This window comes from Xanthomonas sp. 3498 (genome assembly GCF_014199795.1).
Classification (GTDB): domain Bacteria; phylum Pseudomonadota; class Gammaproteobacteria; order Xanthomonadales; family Xanthomonadaceae; genus Xanthomonas_A; species Xanthomonas_A rydalmerensis.
Genome location: NZ_JACHOH010000002.1, coordinates 694,156 through 710,427 on the forward strand (window position 1 = coordinate 694,156; position 16,272 = coordinate 710,427).

Here is a 16,272-nt window from a genome sequence, read left to right on the forward strand (position 1 = left end):
TAAAAGCTCGGACGTAAGCAGGCACAGTTCAACGCATCAGCTGCGGCGACGCGAAAAGATGGTGCCCCTGGCCGGGCTCGAACCGGCACTTGCCGCTTATCTGGCGCTGACGGGATATAAATCCGCTGCTCTACCAATTGAGCTACAGGGGCGTGATCGTTGCGATCACGCCGGTATTCGAAAGCCGGGCTCGTAGCGGTGGTAGGCACTCATGGCTTGAGCATACCATGCGCTTGTTGTCTAACGTGCGGCGCGGCGCGACTTGCGTGCCGCCGGTCCGGCCGACTTCTGGCGTGACGTGGGCCTCGCTGAGACGGTACGTTGTAACTCTGCTGCCAGGGTGTCGGCTCGAGCTCGCTCGACGGCAGCTTCTCGTAGCGCCTCAGCCAATGCCTGACGGGTACTGTCTTCTTGCTGGCGAGCGTGCTGTTCAAACGTCTGACGCTCCCGTTGTGCGCTCGTAAGTTGCTTTAGAAGTCCCTGAGCTTCCTGTCGTGCCCGATCGATCTCTGCATGCGCCCTATCTTCAATTGCGCGCAGGTGGTCGGCCTGACGATTGCGCTCGATGGCGATCACTGCCTCACGCTCGCTGTAGCGGCCCTGCAGCGCACCAAGCTCTTGTTCCATCTGGGTGCAGCGGTCACGCAAGTCCTCGCGTTGCGTGGTCAGGTCGGCAATCTGAGTAAGCTGTTGATCGCACAAGCGCTGGAGATCGGCCAGCCGTTGTTCGGCGACAACCAGCGACTGCCGAGCTTGGTTGGCAGCAACGGAATGCTGTTGAATCTGCGCTTGCCAAGCGGCCTCCCGATTGCCCAAGTCATCTTGTAGTGCGACGAGGTCGGCACGCTGTTGAGCCAGGTTGGCGTCAGCGTGGCGCTGTGCGGCTGCCAGCGCATGCTCCCACCACTGTGAGGCCAAGGTTGCCAGCTCCGCAGGGGCATTGGGTAGCTCAAGTTTGACCTGCTGCGCGGTCAGCCGCTCACCCAATCTTCCCCACCAGGTTTCCAGCCAGCGAACCACGGTATTCGGGGAGCCAGTGCCAAGATGAGCACGGATGCGTTCCACGGTCGGACGTTCGCCAAGCGCGATCAGCGCGTCGGCGGCGGCGTGAACATCTGATTCTGTGATACCTCTGGCCATTGAAGTGCCTCCCGGATTGGCTCCCTGCCCCGCAGTTGACGTACTCGCGATAAGTGATGATTATCGTGGCTACGCCTGCTTATTCGTAGCGCACATTACATACTATGGATGTTAATTCCACTAGTGCCGCCCTCGTCCAGACCGTCCACCAGCTGGTACTGCCCGAACAGCTGGCACAACAGGCGGCAGACGCGGTGCGCGAGCTGCTGGCCGAAGCAGCAGCCGAGAACACGACCCGCAGCTACACCAGCGCGCTGCGCTATTGGGCCGGCTGGCACGTGGCGCGCTACGGGATTGAACTGACCCTGCCGGTGCCCGAGGCTGCCGTGCTGCAGTTCGTGGTCGACCATGTGGTTCGGCGCAATGCCGACGGCGAGCTGGCTTGGGAACTGCCGCCGGCGGTTGACCAGGCCTTGGTGGCCGCCAGCCTGAAGGCCAAGCTGGGTCCTTGGACTTTGTCCACCGTCCGGCATCGGGTGGCGGTGCTGTCCACCGCACATCGACTCAAGCAGCAGCCCAATCCCTGCGAGCAGCCGGCGATCCGCACCGTGCTCAGCCGTGCGGCCCGCGCTTCGGTCAAACGCGGCGAGCGGCCGCGCAAGAAGACCGCGATCACCCTGCCCGAGCTGGAAGCCCTGCTGGCCACCTGCGACGACAGCCTGGAAGGAATACGGGATCGTGCCCTACTCTGCTTCGGGTTTGCCAGCGGTGGGCGCCGGCGCAGTGAGATCGCCGCCGCCGACCTGCGCGACCTGCGCCGGATCGGCGAGGCGGGCTACATCTACCGCCTGGAGCACAGCAAGACCCAGCAGGCCGGCGTCACCGCGAGCTCGACCCCGGACAAGCCGGTGCTCGATCGGGCCGCCCTCGCGCTGCAGGACTGGCTGGACGCAGCCGGGATCACCGAAGGGGCGATCTTCCGACGGCTCTGGAAGCAGCGCGTCGGCCCTGCCTTGTCTCCGGCCGCGGTAAGCGAGATCGTACAGCGGCGGGCGCGATTGGCCGGGCTGGAGGGAGATTTTGGCGGGCACAGCCTGCGCTCGGGGTTCGTGACCGAGGCTAGCCGCCAAGGCGTGGCGCTGCCGGCGATCATGCAACTGACCGAGCACCGGTCGGTGTCCAGTGTGATTGGATACTTCCAGACCGGCGGCGCATCCGCGAATCCTGCCGCTCGCTTACTTGAAGATAGCTAAGCCGCATAAGTGATCGTTGTGGAATTTCGTTCGAGCGTCGTGGATTGATCGGAAGCCTGGGCAGCGGAAGTTGGGCCTATTAGGGGTACGATACCGGAACACTCAGCCCGGTATGGACACATGGGACAATCGGTTATTGCCGACAACTGGTCGCTGCAGATTGTGGCGGAGCTGCTCACCGACGGACTCGGCCGCGATCAGTGCCAGCTACTGCAGGTCACGACCGACGGCGCCCCACAGCTGACGTCAGTGCCTTCGGCTGCTATCGCGCTGGAGTGCTTGTTCGACCTGCTCACCGACCTAGTGCTGCGCGACCAAATTCTGGTCGAGGCCGCTCATGTCGACACGTGGCAGCGCGCCGGCCATGTGTTTGCCCCCGCCACTCGCCAGGGGGCTCTGCGTGGCTACGACTTCCAGCCGCGGGATCCGGAATTGGGGTCGGTGCGTGACGCGTTTGTCGAGCGCCTGGCGTTTACGGCGCCGCTCCGCGAGCTGCACGCGCAGTACACAATCGCTTACCGTGAGCACGGGGTCAGCTCGCACCCGCTGGAGTCGCAGATATTGTGGGGCGGCGCGGGCATGCTTGCGCGTGCGGTCAAGTTCGACACGCCGTACACGCCGCACCCGGCACGGCGCCGCTTCTATCAGATCGCCGGCGTCGCACTACCTGACGCCAGCGCCGCCGATCGTACCCTCGACATGGTGCGTACCAGCCGGACCAAGCTGCAACGGCGTGAGACGCGCAACGAGTCGCTGATGTCACTGCGGCTGATGCTCGATCCGATCCCGTTGCAAGTCATCCGTGATGTCGACGGCCCCGCGGCCCTGATTGCCGGTGCCGTGGCGCTGCGCGACCGCTTCCGGCCAGTGCGCGACTGGCTCGGGCTGTACCAGCAGCACGTCAACAACCCCGATGGCGCCCCTACCTCCACCTACGAGCGCACGCTGGTCGAGATCGCGCGCGGGGTCGACGACGCCCTGGCCGGCGCGGGACTCGGTCAATCGTCGATGAGCGTGGGCTTTGATGGGTTCAGCCTGTCCTGGAACCCAGCCGCCACCTGGCGCAAGTACCGCAACCGACTCGGCGTGCGCGCAATGATCAATCAGCTGGTGCTGGCGCCCGATGGCCGCGCCGAACTAAAGAGGCTGCTAGGCTGGTTCGGTGCGCAAGGAACGACGGTCGAGCTAGACGTGCTCGAGCATTTCGGCCGAGGGCGCTTAGGGCGGGAATGACGTCGTCGCTTATGGAAAGATCGTGCAACTGCTCGACGAGGTTCAGATTCATAATCTGGGTATACTAGATTGCTCAGCAGTGCACTCTCATTTTTCCTGGTCGTTTTAAACTAACGACCTTGAATAATTCAATCTAGGGGAGCGGATTTCATGTATGTGCATCGGATGTTCGCAGAGAACTTTCGCGTCTTCGCGGATAGCGCATCGAAAAAGCATTTAGACCTGCAACTTGCCCAAGGGCTGAATGTGCTCGTCGGAGAGAACGACGCCGGAAAGACATGCATTGTGGATGTGATGCGATATACATTGCTCACGACGAGCAACGATTTCATACGCATCGAAGACGACGACTTCCACTGCGGACCCGCAGGTCAGGCATCGGAGTTGCGCCTGGAACTGGAGTTGCGAGGCCTCAACAAGCCGCAACAGGCCGCGCTCCTGGATTGGCTCACACTGGAGGCAGGCTCCGAACCTTTCGTGGTGATCCACGTACACGCCAAGCGCCGATTGCCTGGCGCGGCAAACGCCAGGCAACTTACTCCCATCATCAGCGTTACCTGTGGCAAGGGAGGCGGTGGTCCGGAATTGTCGGCGGCGGCTCGTGATCTGCTCCGCTCGACGTACCTAAAGCCACTTCGCGATGCGATCGCAGAGCTCAGGCCTAGGAAAGGGTCACGTCTTTCCCAAATTCTGAGGTCGCACAAGGATCTAAAGAAGGAAGGCGAGAACAAGTTCGACAAGAAGGACCCTGATGCTCCCCCGAACACCCTCGTCGGAATCATGGCTCAAGCTCAGCATCGCATCAGCACCAAGGCGGTGGTCAAGGACGTGCGTGACAAGCTCAACAATGAGTATCTAAAAGAATTGAGCTTTCAGGCGACGCCACTCACGTCCGACATCCGAATCTCCTCCGAGCTGACGCTTACGCAAATACTGGAACGACTGGAGCTGAGACTGCTCCCCCCGCAAGCGTCGACACACGAGACAAATTGCGAACGAGGCCTCGGCTACAATAATGTGTTGTTCATGGCGGCGGAGTTGCTTCTGCTCGGCAATGGCAGCAGCGAAGATCTGCCTTTGCTGCTCATTGAGGAACCAGAGGCGCATTTGCATCCGCAACTGCAGTCTCGCGTGCTATCCATGCTGGCAGCTAAAGCAAGCGCAGATGGAATCCAGGTGGTGGTCACTACACATAGTCCCAGCATCGCAGCCAGTGCCCCAGTTGAGTCGCTCACCATCATCTGCGGAGGCAAGGCGTTTCGATTGGCCAAGGGCGAGACAGCCCTTGAGCCAGATGACTATGAATTCTTACGACGTTTTCTGGATAGTTCAAAGGCAAACTTGTTCTTTGCGCGTGGCGTTATGATTGTCGAAGGGCCCGCCGAGGCAATCTTACTGCCAGCGTTGGCTGAAGCCGCGGGGCGCTCTTTCGAGGCCAATGGCATCTCCGTTGTCAGCGTCGGCAGTGTCGGATTGTTTCGCTATGCACGCATCTTACAACGCAGAGATGGCACAAGTCTTCCCATAAAGGTGGCATGTCTGGGCGATGCAGACATTGTTCCCAACGATGTTACGTACATACAAGGGCGATTGGAAAAGGAAGCCGGCGGAAATCATACGACCCAGGGCGGCAAGCGTCATCCGAAGCGCAAGGTGGCGGACTACACGGCCATAGAATTGGCAGCGGCGCGACAAGCCAAGGTTGACCGCGCGCGTGGCGGAAGCACAGAAGTTTTTATCTCTGATTACTGGACCCTAGAGTACGACCTGCTTCGTTCCGGCCTTGCACGCGCGACATATATCGCGGTTCAGTTGGACCAAGCCGAGGGCTCGAAGGGGCATCTGACGACAGAGCAGTACGCTGCCACAGTCAACTCCGCCGGCGAAGATTTCGACCAACTCAAGGAGTCCAATTCCTCCGAATCAATCGCCGCGACCACGTACGAGACATTACACTCCAAGAGCGCGTCAAAAGCTGTCGTAGCGCAGTATCTGGCTCGCCTGTTAAAGGATGGACATGCCGGGAACCAAGAGCAGATACTCAAGGCATTGCCTCCTTATATCCTCGCCGCCTTCGACTATCTCGTTCCGGATGAACTGTGATGGGGACTCCCTTTATCCTCACCCTTGACGACCTGGCAAAGCTGCCAGGGCTGTTTCCGAAGCTGGAGTTCAATCGGCAAGAGCAGGTGGATGCGCTGCTGATGGCCTCTTCGGGCGACGTGCAAGCCGCCCCAGGCAGCGGCAAGACAACTCTCCTTGGGGCAAAGTTGTCCCTAATGGCAGCCCGCTGGCCGTATGCGCGTAGAGGGATCTGCATCCTCACACACACCAACGTTGCCCGAGCAGAGATTGAAAGATGCCTCAAATCGGTCCCGTCCGGAGAATCCCTGCTCGCGTATCCCCACTACATCGGCACAATTCAAAGCTTTGTTAATCGCTTTGTTGCTCTACCGTGGCTGCGCACGCTTGGAATTACCCCTCGAGAAGTTGACGAGGAAGATTTTTCCGAGCGTTTTTACTCAGCGGCTTACAAGTTTAGCAAAGGATGGATAGGCGTAAACAGGTACGCGCGCGAATCGACGATAAAGCAAGTTCGTTTTCGAGGCCCTAACCTGGACCTGCACTCAGACGCCGATGTCCCATTGCCAGCCGGCGGGCAGATGGTTCAGAACCTTCGCGCACTCAAAGAGAAGATGGCGCAGGACGGAAGATTGCGGCATGCGGATATGTTTGCGTACGCGCTTCAAGCCATGTCGCAGGTTCCGGCTCTCGCGGGAGTTATTAGCCACCGATTTCCGAACGTTTTTATCGACGAGATGCAGGACACGAGCGAGCTCCAGCTTGAAGTTCTCAACGCGATCTTTGGCAAGAATTCAGTCGTTCAGCGGTTCGGGGATGTTAACCAAGCAATTCTGAATCGACGTCGGAGCTCGGTTGCGAACGCCTTTCCTAACATCGGTAGTCAGGAGGTGCGGATCAGCATGCGATTTGGAGCCCAATTTGCCGAAGTCGCCAACAGCGTCAAAGCAGTAGGGCAAGGTATCGAGGGCCGAGGTCCGAATCCATCTGCTCCGCCGACGCTGTTCTTGTACAGCGACGACACTGTGAACCAAGTCATCGCGCGCTTTGGTGCTTGGGTCGCAAATCATGCCATGCAGGAAGAACTAGACGCGCTTCCGGTTAAGGCAGTGTGCGCGATCAAGTCCCGAGGAAACCCGCAACAGCGAGTCGGTAGACACATTCCCGACTATTTCCCTGCCTATGACGACATCGCGGCTAACCCGACGCGTAATTCGAGCAACGCAAAGAAGTTAATGCAGATTGCGGGCACCGAGACCAAAGGCTCTGTTATAGAAAAGCGTGTATCGGCAGCTCGCGCAGCCCTCGTCTCGATAGTTCAGGCTTTTGGTAAGTCAGAGTATCGAAAGGCTAGGCACTGGCGCGATCTACTTAACATCCTCGGACGGCACAGCGATAAACAAATCACGCTCACCACTGTTGCGCACAAGTTGGTGTTCGAGCCCTACGATATGGTCTCGGAACAGTCATTCCTCGTTGCGCTCGTCAACATCACTAGAGAGTTGGGAGACATCATTGATGTATGTCCTTCGCTTGCTGACGTTCCAATGGCTTGGCTCGCCCACGACACCCCGCAAGCCAGCGAGGATCTCGGCCCATCGAATACGTATCTCGTTCAAGGTCTACAGGTTTCCTTTCCCATCCACGTGGCCACGGTCGCTTCCGTAAAGGGGGAGACTCATTTAGCCACACTGATTATGGAGAGTTGCCGAAACAAGAAGTTCGACGTGCAGACTCTGCTGCCGTTCCTATGCGGAGATGAGGATGCCAGGGGTGCAACGGATGAAGCGACGACTGAGCGCCTGATGAACATGTTCGTCGGTGTCACTCGCCCGCGGAAGCTCTTGGCCGTTGCGATGCACGTAGACAGAGCTGACATCGACTGCTTGAAGAGACTGACGCGCGTCGGCTGGAAACTGCTTGACATGATCGAACCGCGTGGTGAAACGCCCTGATGAAGGTCCATCACCGTCTCTAACACCGCAACAGGCTCCGCCGAGATCCTACTCAGATTTTCACCTGCAACCTTAAGACGTTAAATCCATAACCAGAACCGCGACGACCAATGGCTCAGGATGTAGGACGAGCGGTGGTCGACGTCGATCCTCGCTCACCCCTAGGGGCGAAATCCCGGGTAATTACACCGTGTCCGGTATGGATGGGCCGTAGGCGTTCTAAAACCTCCGATAGCAGCGCTATGACAAGAGCCATGGCGTGGTGACGTTTACAATTGATTGCACGCTGCACTGAAATCTACTTTTTTGGGGGAGCACCTTGTCCACCACGACGCCAACCTCGTTTGTGTGGGCCGCTATGAACGCCGAGCTCGAGGAGCTGCAAGCCTTGGTTCAAAAGGCGGGCACCGACGTGTTCGAGGACGGGGTCACCGAGCTATTCAGTAGGCTTATCGGGACGACATTCGCCGTCGCCAAGTCCGGTACGCAGCACGGCACCGATGCCAGCACCGCCGGACGACAGGGCCGATCATTGCTGATCGAGTGCAAGCGCTATCGCGACAGCACGCCACTGGACGAGCGGTCGTTGCGGGGTGAAATCGATGAAGCGCAAGAGCGCACGCCGGGTCTGGAGGCATGGATCCTGGCGTCGTCGCGTTCTGTGCCCGACCAAGTTGAGACCGGCCTGTACAACTCCGGGTTGCGCGATGGCGTGCCGGTGCTGGTCGTTGACTGGAAAACCACCAGCACGCCAGCGCTGCCGGCCCTCTTGGCCTGGGACCCGACCACGACCGAAAAACACTTCGGTGCACGCGCCGGAGCGCTGGCCAAAGCGCTGGCGCCGAGCTTCACGACAAAGATTGCGGAGCTGCAGCGCGAGGTGGAAGCGTGGCAGATCGGCTTCGATGCCCTACGCACGCGTTCGCTAGAACTGCTACGCAAGGTGCGCACCGATCGCCACGAGTCGGCATTGACCTTCAACCAAGCCTTGAAGGGTCCGCAATTCGTGCGCCGGGACGGCCCGAGCAGCAAGATGGCCGCATGGCTTGCCAGTCCCAGCGCCAAAGGCTCGCCCTTGTGTGTGATCGGCAGCGAAGGCATGGGCAAGACCTGGGCCACAATCGACTGGCTCGAGCAGGTCGAAGACCAGTTGCCGATCACGCTGGTCGTTCCGTCTTCCGCGATGCCGGGCCTGATCAAGCTCAACAAGACGGGGCTGACGCAATTTCTCGGCGAACGCCTGCACGAATTGACTCGAGTACGCGACGCGGCGCATTGGCGGGCGCGGGTGGACCAGCTGCTGCTGCGCCCGCCATCCGAAGGCGCTGCCTTCATTTTGGTCTTCGACGGCGTGAACCAGGAGCCGCTGTTCGACTGGATCACCGTGCTCAAAGTCCTGCAAGCCGAGCCGTTCCGGGAACGGGTGCGAGTGGTGCTCTCAACGCGCCAGACCTACTTCGACAATGAACTGCGGCAGCTCAAGGGCTTGGTCGACAAGCCCGACAAGGCGGAAGTGAACAAGTTCAACGACGCAGAGCTCGACGCGATGCTGCAGCAGCACGGCCTGTCGCACGCATCGATGAAGCTCGACCTTCTCGAGCAGGCGCGCACGCCACGCCTATTCAGCCTCGTGGTGCGTCTGCACGATCGCCTGAAAGATGTGGGCCAGATTACCGTGCAACGATTGCTGTTCGAGCATGGGCGCGACACCTTGGGCGACCGCGCCTGGTCGGACGAGCAATGGCGCGACTGGCTGCGCGTTGTGGCCGAACGCGCGGTGAAAGGCATCACCAAGTACTCGCGCCAGGAGCTGGCCGACCAAGCGCATGATTTTTCGCAAGACCCGAGCAACGTATCACGTCGCCTGAGCGAGATCATCGATGGCACCTTCACCCGCAGGGACGCCGCGGGCGGCTATGAACTCGATCCAGTGCTGGTCAACCACGCGCTGGGCGCCGCCTTGGTCGAACTCGTAGCCGCCGAGAACGACGTGGCCAAGGCCGACAACGCGCTAACCGGGTGGCTGGAGCCTATCGCAGGTTTGGACCAGCGGGCCGAAGTGTTGCGGGCCGCGGTGTCGATTGCGCTTGAGTCGGGCCAAACCGGCCCGATGCTGACGCTGCTGGTCACTGCGTGGCTGCAGACTCAGAACTTGGCGCCCACGCACCGCGCCGAACTGATCGCGCTGGCACCGGCCATGCCGGACAACCTGCTCGATGTGGTGGAGCGCACGGGGCGATCGGCCCAGTCATCGGCGCGCCTAGTGACGCTGACGGCGTTGCGCAGTCTGGATCGGAGCGATGCGTCGCTTCGCGATCGCTTTGTCGCCCGAGCCACGAAATGGCTGAGCGTGGTTGCGCGCTTCATGACTGGCAGCGAAGACGCCGAAAAGACCACGCGTCAGGAGCGTCTGCTCGAGCGGATCGGTTCGGTCCCGGGTAATGCAAAGACCGTACTGGGCCTGCCCCTGCAGGTAGTGGACTACGACACCGACCAGTGGGGTGCCAGCGCGGCCGCCTTGCTCGAAGGCTTTCCCCTGCGGCATGCCACCGCAGCATTCACCGCCGGTGCGCTATCGGCGCTGTTGTCGCCGTTACATCCGCATTGGGAGTCGCTCAAGTGGCTGTGTCTGCTCAACGAGGTAGATCCAGAGCCGACCGCACTGTCCTTGCGACATGCCTCGGCGCAGATCCTGGCGCGAACTCCGGAAGCGGGTGTTAACCCGCGCTTACTGCAACGCGTGGCGGCCTTTTTATTGTACCTCACCGGGTATCCGGCCGACCACGACGCAGGCAGGTCCGTCGATAGTGAACTCGACTTGAAATGGAACTACCAGCGCGACTATCTGGATAACATTGGCCGCGGATTCTTCGCCGTCGAACGACGCCATGCGGTCCAGCTACTGGCGGACACCGCTATGGCGCCGATCCAACGCGCGCATACTTTGCGAGAACACTGGCTGGATCCGACGTTCGTACCAACCGCGGCGTATTGCGATGAGCTCCGGACACTGGTCAAGCAGTTTCCGGTCGACAAGCTTTACATCAATCGCTATGCCACGTCCGAATCGCATGAGTTCGAGCGTCTCCTCCCCGCCCTGGCCCGGTGCCTGCCGGACGAGCTGGCCCAGCTGTGGCGGTCCTGGGCTGCGGCCGGCCCCTGCAAAGCGCCTAACGCCCAACTGTGGCATGCCCTAGAGTTGAACGATGCCGCCCTGGTCCAGGGCGATGCCGAACGCGCCGCCGCGCGCGCCTTGCGCGAAACCGTCGATGGCGCTTCTGAGCAAATACGCTACGACATCGGCAACCGCGCCGTATTAGTCGAGATCGCTGAGCTCGCTCCCATCGACCAAGTCAAAGCGGTCCTCGCCGCCGCGTTGCCGGAGTTGATGCCCACCCTTCGCGACGGGTTGGGGACGTTGTCCCGGCAGGACGTGGATGAATTGGTGGCGCAGTCTGAGGGTCAGGGCGCCGCGGTGCAAGAACAGCTCCTGGAGATGTTGTCCGGTGCCCCAGTGCCGCTCAGCGATACCGCGTGGTCCTGGATCGCACAGGTGCTGGAATCGGACAACGAAAACCTGGCGCGCTTGGCCTACCTGATCCTGGGCACTAGCGACGCGGTCCGGTTGGGGGCCGAACTGTTGCAACATGGCTGGCGCTGGCAGGCCACCATGGATCCGGGCATCGCCTTCCATGCTTCCAACGCCTTGGTCGCGGCAACCCGGGGTGACCCGTTCGATCAGGTATGGCCACGCCTGCCACCGTGGTGGTGGTTGGAAGCGGCGCGCATCCGGGGAGAGGTTCCGGTGGAGGTCCTCGAGGCGGCCACGGCCTTCGATGCGGTCATTCGCGCGGACACCGCTCCAGAATTCGACCCTGGTGCCGAGTTGACGGTGTGGAAAGGGCACTCCGGCTTGCGCCCTCTGGGTGTGTCCGTGCAACCTTTGCCGGAAGCCGACGCCGACTCGCCCGAAGGTTTCTTCCGCATGTTCGACGACGACACGCGCAACGCCGCCTTCAAGGCGGCGCGCAAGGTCGCCTGGGAGCGCATCACGCTCGCACGGCAGACCACCTCCAGCTTGGTCATGATGAACATGACCGCGGCAGAGTTCGAGATGGTCTGGCGTGCCGCGCCACAGTTCGTCGAACGATGGATCGAGGGCTACGACACCTTGACCGACGCCTTCCGGCGCCGGGTACTCCTGGCGGAAGTGCCCTTTCTGGCGCTGTGCGAGGTGCTGCTGGCCTCGCTCCCTGACATCGGCGCGGCGCTGTGGAACGCCTTGCGCCAGACTCTTCCCAGCCGAGTGCTCAGTGGCGCGAATTTGCCGGAGTTGTTGCATCTCGTCTTCGGCGCTCCCGATTCCCCGCCGGTGGAGGCCTTGCGCCAACAACTGCTCGGTCTGGACGCGTCGACCTCGGACCACGGGCTATACGAGCTGATGCTGGCGGCCCAATACAACGGCAGGCGCAACTGGGTGGAGGCCGTCATTGCCCAGGATGCGGCCAGCACGTTGAACTGGCGCCAGCAGCGCGCCATCGTGCTTTCGGGCTTTTTGGCCTTCAATGAGTTGCCGGTCGCCGGCGCCTGGCCGGATGGACCACTTGAGGGAACGATCGCGCAGCTCGAACATCAGGCCGCACGGGAGCGCTGGCGCGAAGCCTGTGCGCGGCATTGGTGGCGCGAGTACTGGGCGCGCGACACGGCGGAAGGCAGCTACGCAGCTTGGGTGCTGTTCCGCGCCAGCGCCGATCGCCGCGCCGAGCTGTGGGAGGCTTCCGAAACGCCTAAGGCCGATGCTGCTTCCCCTTTGTATACGCGCAAGCGCTGGCATGCACGAGTGAACCGCGGACCGTTCAACGCCGGCTTGGATAAGGCCAGTGCCGGAAACCAGCGCAAGTTCCTGGGACGCTCTATCGAACCCGACACTGCCCCGTGGCGAAAGTAACCGGCGGCGACCCGCCTCCAGACTGAGCTCAGGGATTGCTGCCCAACGAGCAGCGCATCCGCCACCGGGGCACCGATGTCTCGACCGGTGATTCGACGGCGAGACACGCACGCGATATTCTTGGGGTCAATGGTCAAGCCGCCCGCCTCGCGCAAGCGACTGAGCTTAAGTCCGCGTTGGCCTTGAACAAAATGCTATTGGCTGCCCAGCTGCCGACCGAAGCGCGAGTCCCGGTGCCTACGCGCCTGAAGGCGGTTCGCCACCTATTCTCTCTCGCCCCCATGGACCTGGGCGCGTCGTGCGAGCATGCTGACCTGGTCGCACCGATGCACCAACGCTTTCGATGCCCACGGCAGGGTTCGCTTCGTCCGTGGCTCAGCACCTGAGCGTGGCATTCGGACGCGACCAAGCACCGCAACACCTTCCGCTCGCAATCTTGCGCCGTACCGATGAATCCAGGCGGCCGTCGGAGCCATAAATTCTAGAAGGCCAGACCACTCGACGGCGGCTTTTAGTTCTAACCCACAATGCGTTTTGCATAGCTCCAGATCCAATGTCCGCTTCGGGTCGTAAAGAGCCCTTCCCTACCCCCGATAAATTCCTCTAATCGCTGTGGATCTTGACTTTCAGTTCACAGGGAAATCCGGCACTACTCCAATTCCTACGCAACATCCTTACTCGCTCACGCTTGTGGTTGCGCCACGCACCGGCGAGATTCTCGACTTGGTCGCATGCGCGCCATGCGCGATGCGGCGGCTGCGATGGACAACGCGGCAGATCTGATCAACGTGGCCATTGAACAACTGATGCGGGACCGCATTAAGTTGCCCGCGTTTCGAGTTAGATCGTGCGTGACTAGCCGTATGAAGCGATTTGGCGACTACATCATCGATGCGAATGCAATTCCGAAGTCCTACGAGATCGAGTTGGCGCTCGTGGCCTGAAGGTGTTTTGGCTGCTCGTAGAAAAACACCCCCACGATCAAAGGTTGTGCATTTCCGATGGTTGATTTGATGGCCCAGCCGACCGACAGTCACCACTTGAAGAATGCAAAATTTTGTTCATTGAATGCGACGCATGCATCCGATGAATGAGCGGCTATTCGTTGGCGACCGTCTTGATTACTTCCCGTAGCCAAGCCAGTGCAGGATCGTGGGTGCGTGCGATGTGCCACATCATGTCCTGCTGCATTGGCGGCAATGGAAGCGGCGGAGCGACGATGCGCAGCCCGCCTTTCTCCGCGATCAACTTCTTTGCCAGGCGTTCCTGCGTTAACGAGATGCGATCAGTGCCTTTCACCAAGTCGCCGATCGACGCGAAGGAGAACGTCGAAACTTCCACCCGAACATGCAGCCCGGCTTCCCGGCACACTTGCACCGCATAGCTCTCGATGCCGCCAGGCGGTTGCATGACCACGTGGCCGGCTGATTGGAATTCTGAAGCTTTGAACCGACCTGGTGGATGGTCGCTTTCAGCGGCGACGAGGCAGCACAGAGGATCGGTCAACAGCGCCTCTACTGGGTGGATGGTCGATCGCACTCGGTCTGGGGCGATGACCAAATCCGCTTCGCCGCGTTCGAGCAACAGATAGGGCAACGCGGTTTGAGGCTTCAATTCGATGGTGATGCCGGGTGCCTGTCGAGCCACTTCGCGCAAGAAGTGGGGCGCAACGGTGTACAGCGTGTAGTCGGACAAGCTGATGCTGATACGCCGCGTGGATGATTTGGAAGAGAAATTGGGTGTGATCTCCATCGCCATCTCGATCCGGACCATAATGTCGCGAAGCGGTTCCTGCAGGGCTTCCGCCAGCGGCGAACGCTCCATCCTGCGCCCAACCTGCACTAACAGGGGGTCATCGAAATGAATACGCAGTCGCGCCAATGCGTTGCTCATCGCCGACTGGGTTATGAACATTTCCAATGCGGCCCGGCTGACGCTGCAAGTGCGCAGCAAGGTATCCAGTGCAGCCAGTAAGTTCAAGTCGAGCTTCTTAAAACGCATGGTACTCTCGATCTATTTTTCTGATGAATTCCGTAGGTTAATACAACAAAATTTCATCAATGCGATATCTGGACGTAGCTTCTCTGCGGGGAGGAGTGAACGGTGGCCGGCCAACGGTCCTAGTCTCGCGACTGAAAAGCTGAACGCGTTGGCGGTCGAAGACGAACAAGCCGGCTGCATGCTTTCGGCGGGCGAGAAATACAGTCGCGCCGCGATGTACTTGGGCATAGCAGAAAGCTCCGGCGCAGGGCACGCCGGGTCGACGAGAACTCTACGAGTGTTCGCTGGACCTTTTTCCGCTTTGCATCACACTGACCGGAGCCAGTTGCAAGCGGTTAGAAATACCCTACGAAGGCTCGCGTCTGCTGATCTGTACGTTCATACCCAGGGCGCGCCCGCAGGGACCCGGCAGCCGTTGTTGCTGCAGGTCAATGGCCTAGATAGCACCAAAGAGCTATAGTACGGCATCGGTCTGCCACAGCTGCTAGCACAACGCGATGTGGCCAGTCTGATCGTGGATCAGCCGGGGATAGTTCTTCGGCACTGTTCCGTCCCCTCGCTGCCGTCTGCGTTGCCGACCCATGCGATGCTGCGCCGGAAGATGCGGCGTGCGTTCTGCAGAGAACGTGTATGCGATGGAGGCCGAGTTGTCTAAGGTTCGCTCCGTGGTGCTCCTGTCCAACGGCGCCATCCAGACCTAGAACGATCAAGACTTTGAACTTAGATGCCAGGTAACGCGGCGTCGGCATCCAGGGCGCGGCAGACTAGGGCATCGCCATCGTGCAGGGACCTCATCGCCTCCTTGCCAACCCTGCCATATGGCCGCTGGGCGATCGCGCCGATGCAAAACGGCGTGCGGCCAATGCGTGGAGAGGAGCAGCACCAGCTGCGGAGCAAGCTGCAAGCGCGCTGCAGTGTTCGGCTCAGCGCAGGCCGAACAAATGCGTTCGCACCGAGCGCACGTGCTCGCGCATTGCCTGTTCGGCCCTTGTCGGGTCGTGCGAGCGGATGGCGTCGATGATTTCCCGGCGCTCTTGATAGATGGCCTGCTTCGGCTCACCGGACGTGCCATACACGTCTTCCAGCTTGGCATCCAGCCACGTAGGAACCTGCATACGCAGGCTGTCGTGGAGCATCAGTAGCAATAGATTGTGTGTAGCCTGCGCAATGAGGCGATGCAGCCTCTCGTCCAACCGCTTCCATTGCATGAACGTACCGGCTGTGGTCATCTCAGCCAGGCATTGCTCCATCATGGCGATGTCGGTCGGGGTGGCGCGCAACGCTGCTTGCGCCGCCCATTGCGGCTCAAGCAGTACGCGCGCGTCGAAGATGTCGTCGGCGCCGATGCCGGCTGCCCAACGGCGATCGTTCGCCGCCACAGGCCTCGGACCCACGAACGTTCCCTTCCCAACGTGGCGCCAGATCAGGCCCTCTTCTTGGAGGTGCCTGAGCAAGGCTCGCAGTCGGGCCCGTGATATCCCCAGGACCTGCGACAAGTCGGGCTCCGGGGGCAGGCGCATGGAGGCACCACCTTGGGCGGCGGCATGATCGATATACGCGCGCAGCTTGACAAGGTCATCATCGCGTTGCATGGCGGCGCTCATGGTGTATGCAAGAGCCTAGAAGATAGCGTATTGCCAGGAATCGAGACATTTCGATTGGTGATTGGTGATATTTCAATTTTCAATTTGATGCAGTTCAATTTTGGCGCCTAAGCTTG

At 60.6% G+C, this 16,272-nt stretch carries 9 protein-coding genes and 1 tRNA gene; 6 read left to right on the top strand and 4 right to left on the bottom strand.

The annotated features are described in order from the left end of the window. Positions 1-59: 59 nt before the first annotated feature. Both GGR66_RS08120 and GGR66_RS08125 read right to left on the bottom strand, forming a co-directional pair. Positions 60-152: transfer RNA gene (locus GGR66_RS08120), tRNA-Ile, on the bottom strand. Positions 153-240: 88 nt separating this feature from the next. Continuing rightward, positions 241-1,140 (bottom strand): DNA-binding protein, encoded by a 900-nt coding sequence (locus GGR66_RS08125; protein ID WP_184447900.1) that lies wholly within the window; start codon positions 1,138-1,140, stop codon positions 241-243. Positions 1,141-1,244: 104 nt separating this feature from the next. On the opposite strand from GGR66_RS08125, the gene GGR66_RS08130 reads away from it, so the two are divergent. From GGR66_RS08130 to GGR66_RS08155, 6 genes are all read left to right on the top strand, one after another. After that, entirely contained in the window at positions 1,245-2,333 is a 1,089-nt protein-coding gene (locus GGR66_RS08130; protein ID WP_184447901.1) for a site-specific integrase, read from the top strand. Positions 2,334-2,453: 120 nt separating this feature from the next. Then, positions 2,454-3,566, top strand: a complete 1,113-nt coding sequence (locus tag GGR66_RS08135) for a hypothetical protein (protein WP_184447902.1) — start codon at positions 2,454-2,456, stop codon at positions 3,564-3,566. A gap of 150 nt (positions 3,567-3,716) precedes the next feature. After that, positions 3,717-5,669: an AAA family ATPase gene (locus GGR66_RS08140; RefSeq protein ID WP_184447903.1), complete on the top strand. Its 1,953-nt coding sequence runs from the start codon at positions 3,717-3,719 to the stop codon at positions 5,667-5,669. Then, positions 5,669-7,603: a UvrD-helicase domain-containing protein gene (locus GGR66_RS08145; protein ID WP_184447904.1), complete on the top strand. Its 1,935-nt coding sequence runs from the start codon at positions 5,669-5,671 to the stop codon at positions 7,601-7,603. The genes GGR66_RS08140 and GGR66_RS08145 overlap by 1 nt, the downstream gene beginning before the upstream one ends. 358 nt (positions 7,604-7,961) lie before the next feature. Then, positions 7,962-12,551 (top strand): hypothetical protein, encoded by a 4,590-nt coding sequence (locus tag GGR66_RS08150; RefSeq protein WP_184447905.1) that lies wholly within the window; start codon positions 7,962-7,964, stop codon positions 12,549-12,551. 731 nt (positions 12,552-13,282) lie between these two features. After that, positions 13,283-13,495 (top strand): hypothetical protein, encoded by a 213-nt coding sequence (locus tag GGR66_RS08155; protein ID WP_184447906.1) that lies wholly within the window; start codon positions 13,283-13,285, stop codon positions 13,493-13,495. A 154-nt stretch (positions 13,496-13,649) separates the two neighbouring features. On the opposite strand, the gene GGR66_RS08160 is transcribed toward GGR66_RS08155, so the two are convergent. Both GGR66_RS08160 and GGR66_RS08165 read right to left on the bottom strand, forming a co-directional pair. Further along, positions 13,650-14,552: a LysR family transcriptional regulator gene (locus GGR66_RS08160; protein ID WP_184447907.1), complete on the bottom strand. Its 903-nt coding sequence runs from the start codon at positions 14,550-14,552 to the stop codon at positions 13,650-13,652. Positions 14,553-15,475: 923 nt separating this feature from the next. Beyond that, on the bottom strand, positions 15,476-16,156 hold the full coding sequence (locus GGR66_RS08165) for an FCD domain-containing protein (protein WP_221236371.1): 681 nt from the start codon (positions 16,154-16,156) through the stop codon (positions 15,476-15,478). Positions 16,157-16,272 lie beyond the last annotated feature (116 nt).

What these genes read in the sequence shown, in the direction of transcription:
- GGR66_RS08140 (WP_184447903.1), top strand. Translation starts at nt 3,717, where the DNA reads ATGTATGTGCATCGGATGTTCGCAGAGAACTTTCGCGTCTTCGCGGAT.
- GGR66_RS08165 (WP_221236371.1), bottom strand. Translation starts at nt 16,156, where the DNA reads ATGAGCGCCGCCATGCAACGCGATGATGACCTTGTCAAGCTGCGCGCG.
- GGR66_RS08145 (WP_184447904.1), top strand. Translation starts at nt 5,669, where the DNA reads ATGGGGACTCCCTTTATCCTCACCCTTGACGACCTGGCAAAGCTGCCA.
- GGR66_RS08150 (WP_184447905.1), top strand. Translation starts at nt 7,962, where the DNA reads ATGAACGCCGAGCTCGAGGAGCTGCAAGCCTTGGTTCAAAAGGCGGGC.
- GGR66_RS08160 (WP_184447907.1), bottom strand. Translation starts at nt 14,552, where the DNA reads ATGCGTTTTAAGAAGCTCGACTTGAACTTACTGGCTGCACTGGATACC.
- GGR66_RS08125 (WP_184447900.1), bottom strand. Translation starts at nt 1,140, where the DNA reads ATGGCCAGAGGTATCACAGAATCAGATGTTCACGCCGCCGCCGACGCG.
- GGR66_RS08130 (WP_184447901.1), top strand. Translation starts at nt 1,245, where the DNA reads ATGGATGTTAATTCCACTAGTGCCGCCCTCGTCCAGACCGTCCACCAG.
- GGR66_RS08155 (WP_184447906.1), top strand. Translation starts at nt 13,283, where the DNA reads ATGCGCGCCATGCGCGATGCGGCGGCTGCGATGGACAACGCGGCAGAT.
- GGR66_RS08135 (WP_184447902.1), top strand. Translation starts at nt 2,454, where the DNA reads ATGGGACAATCGGTTATTGCCGACAACTGGTCGCTGCAGATTGTGGCG.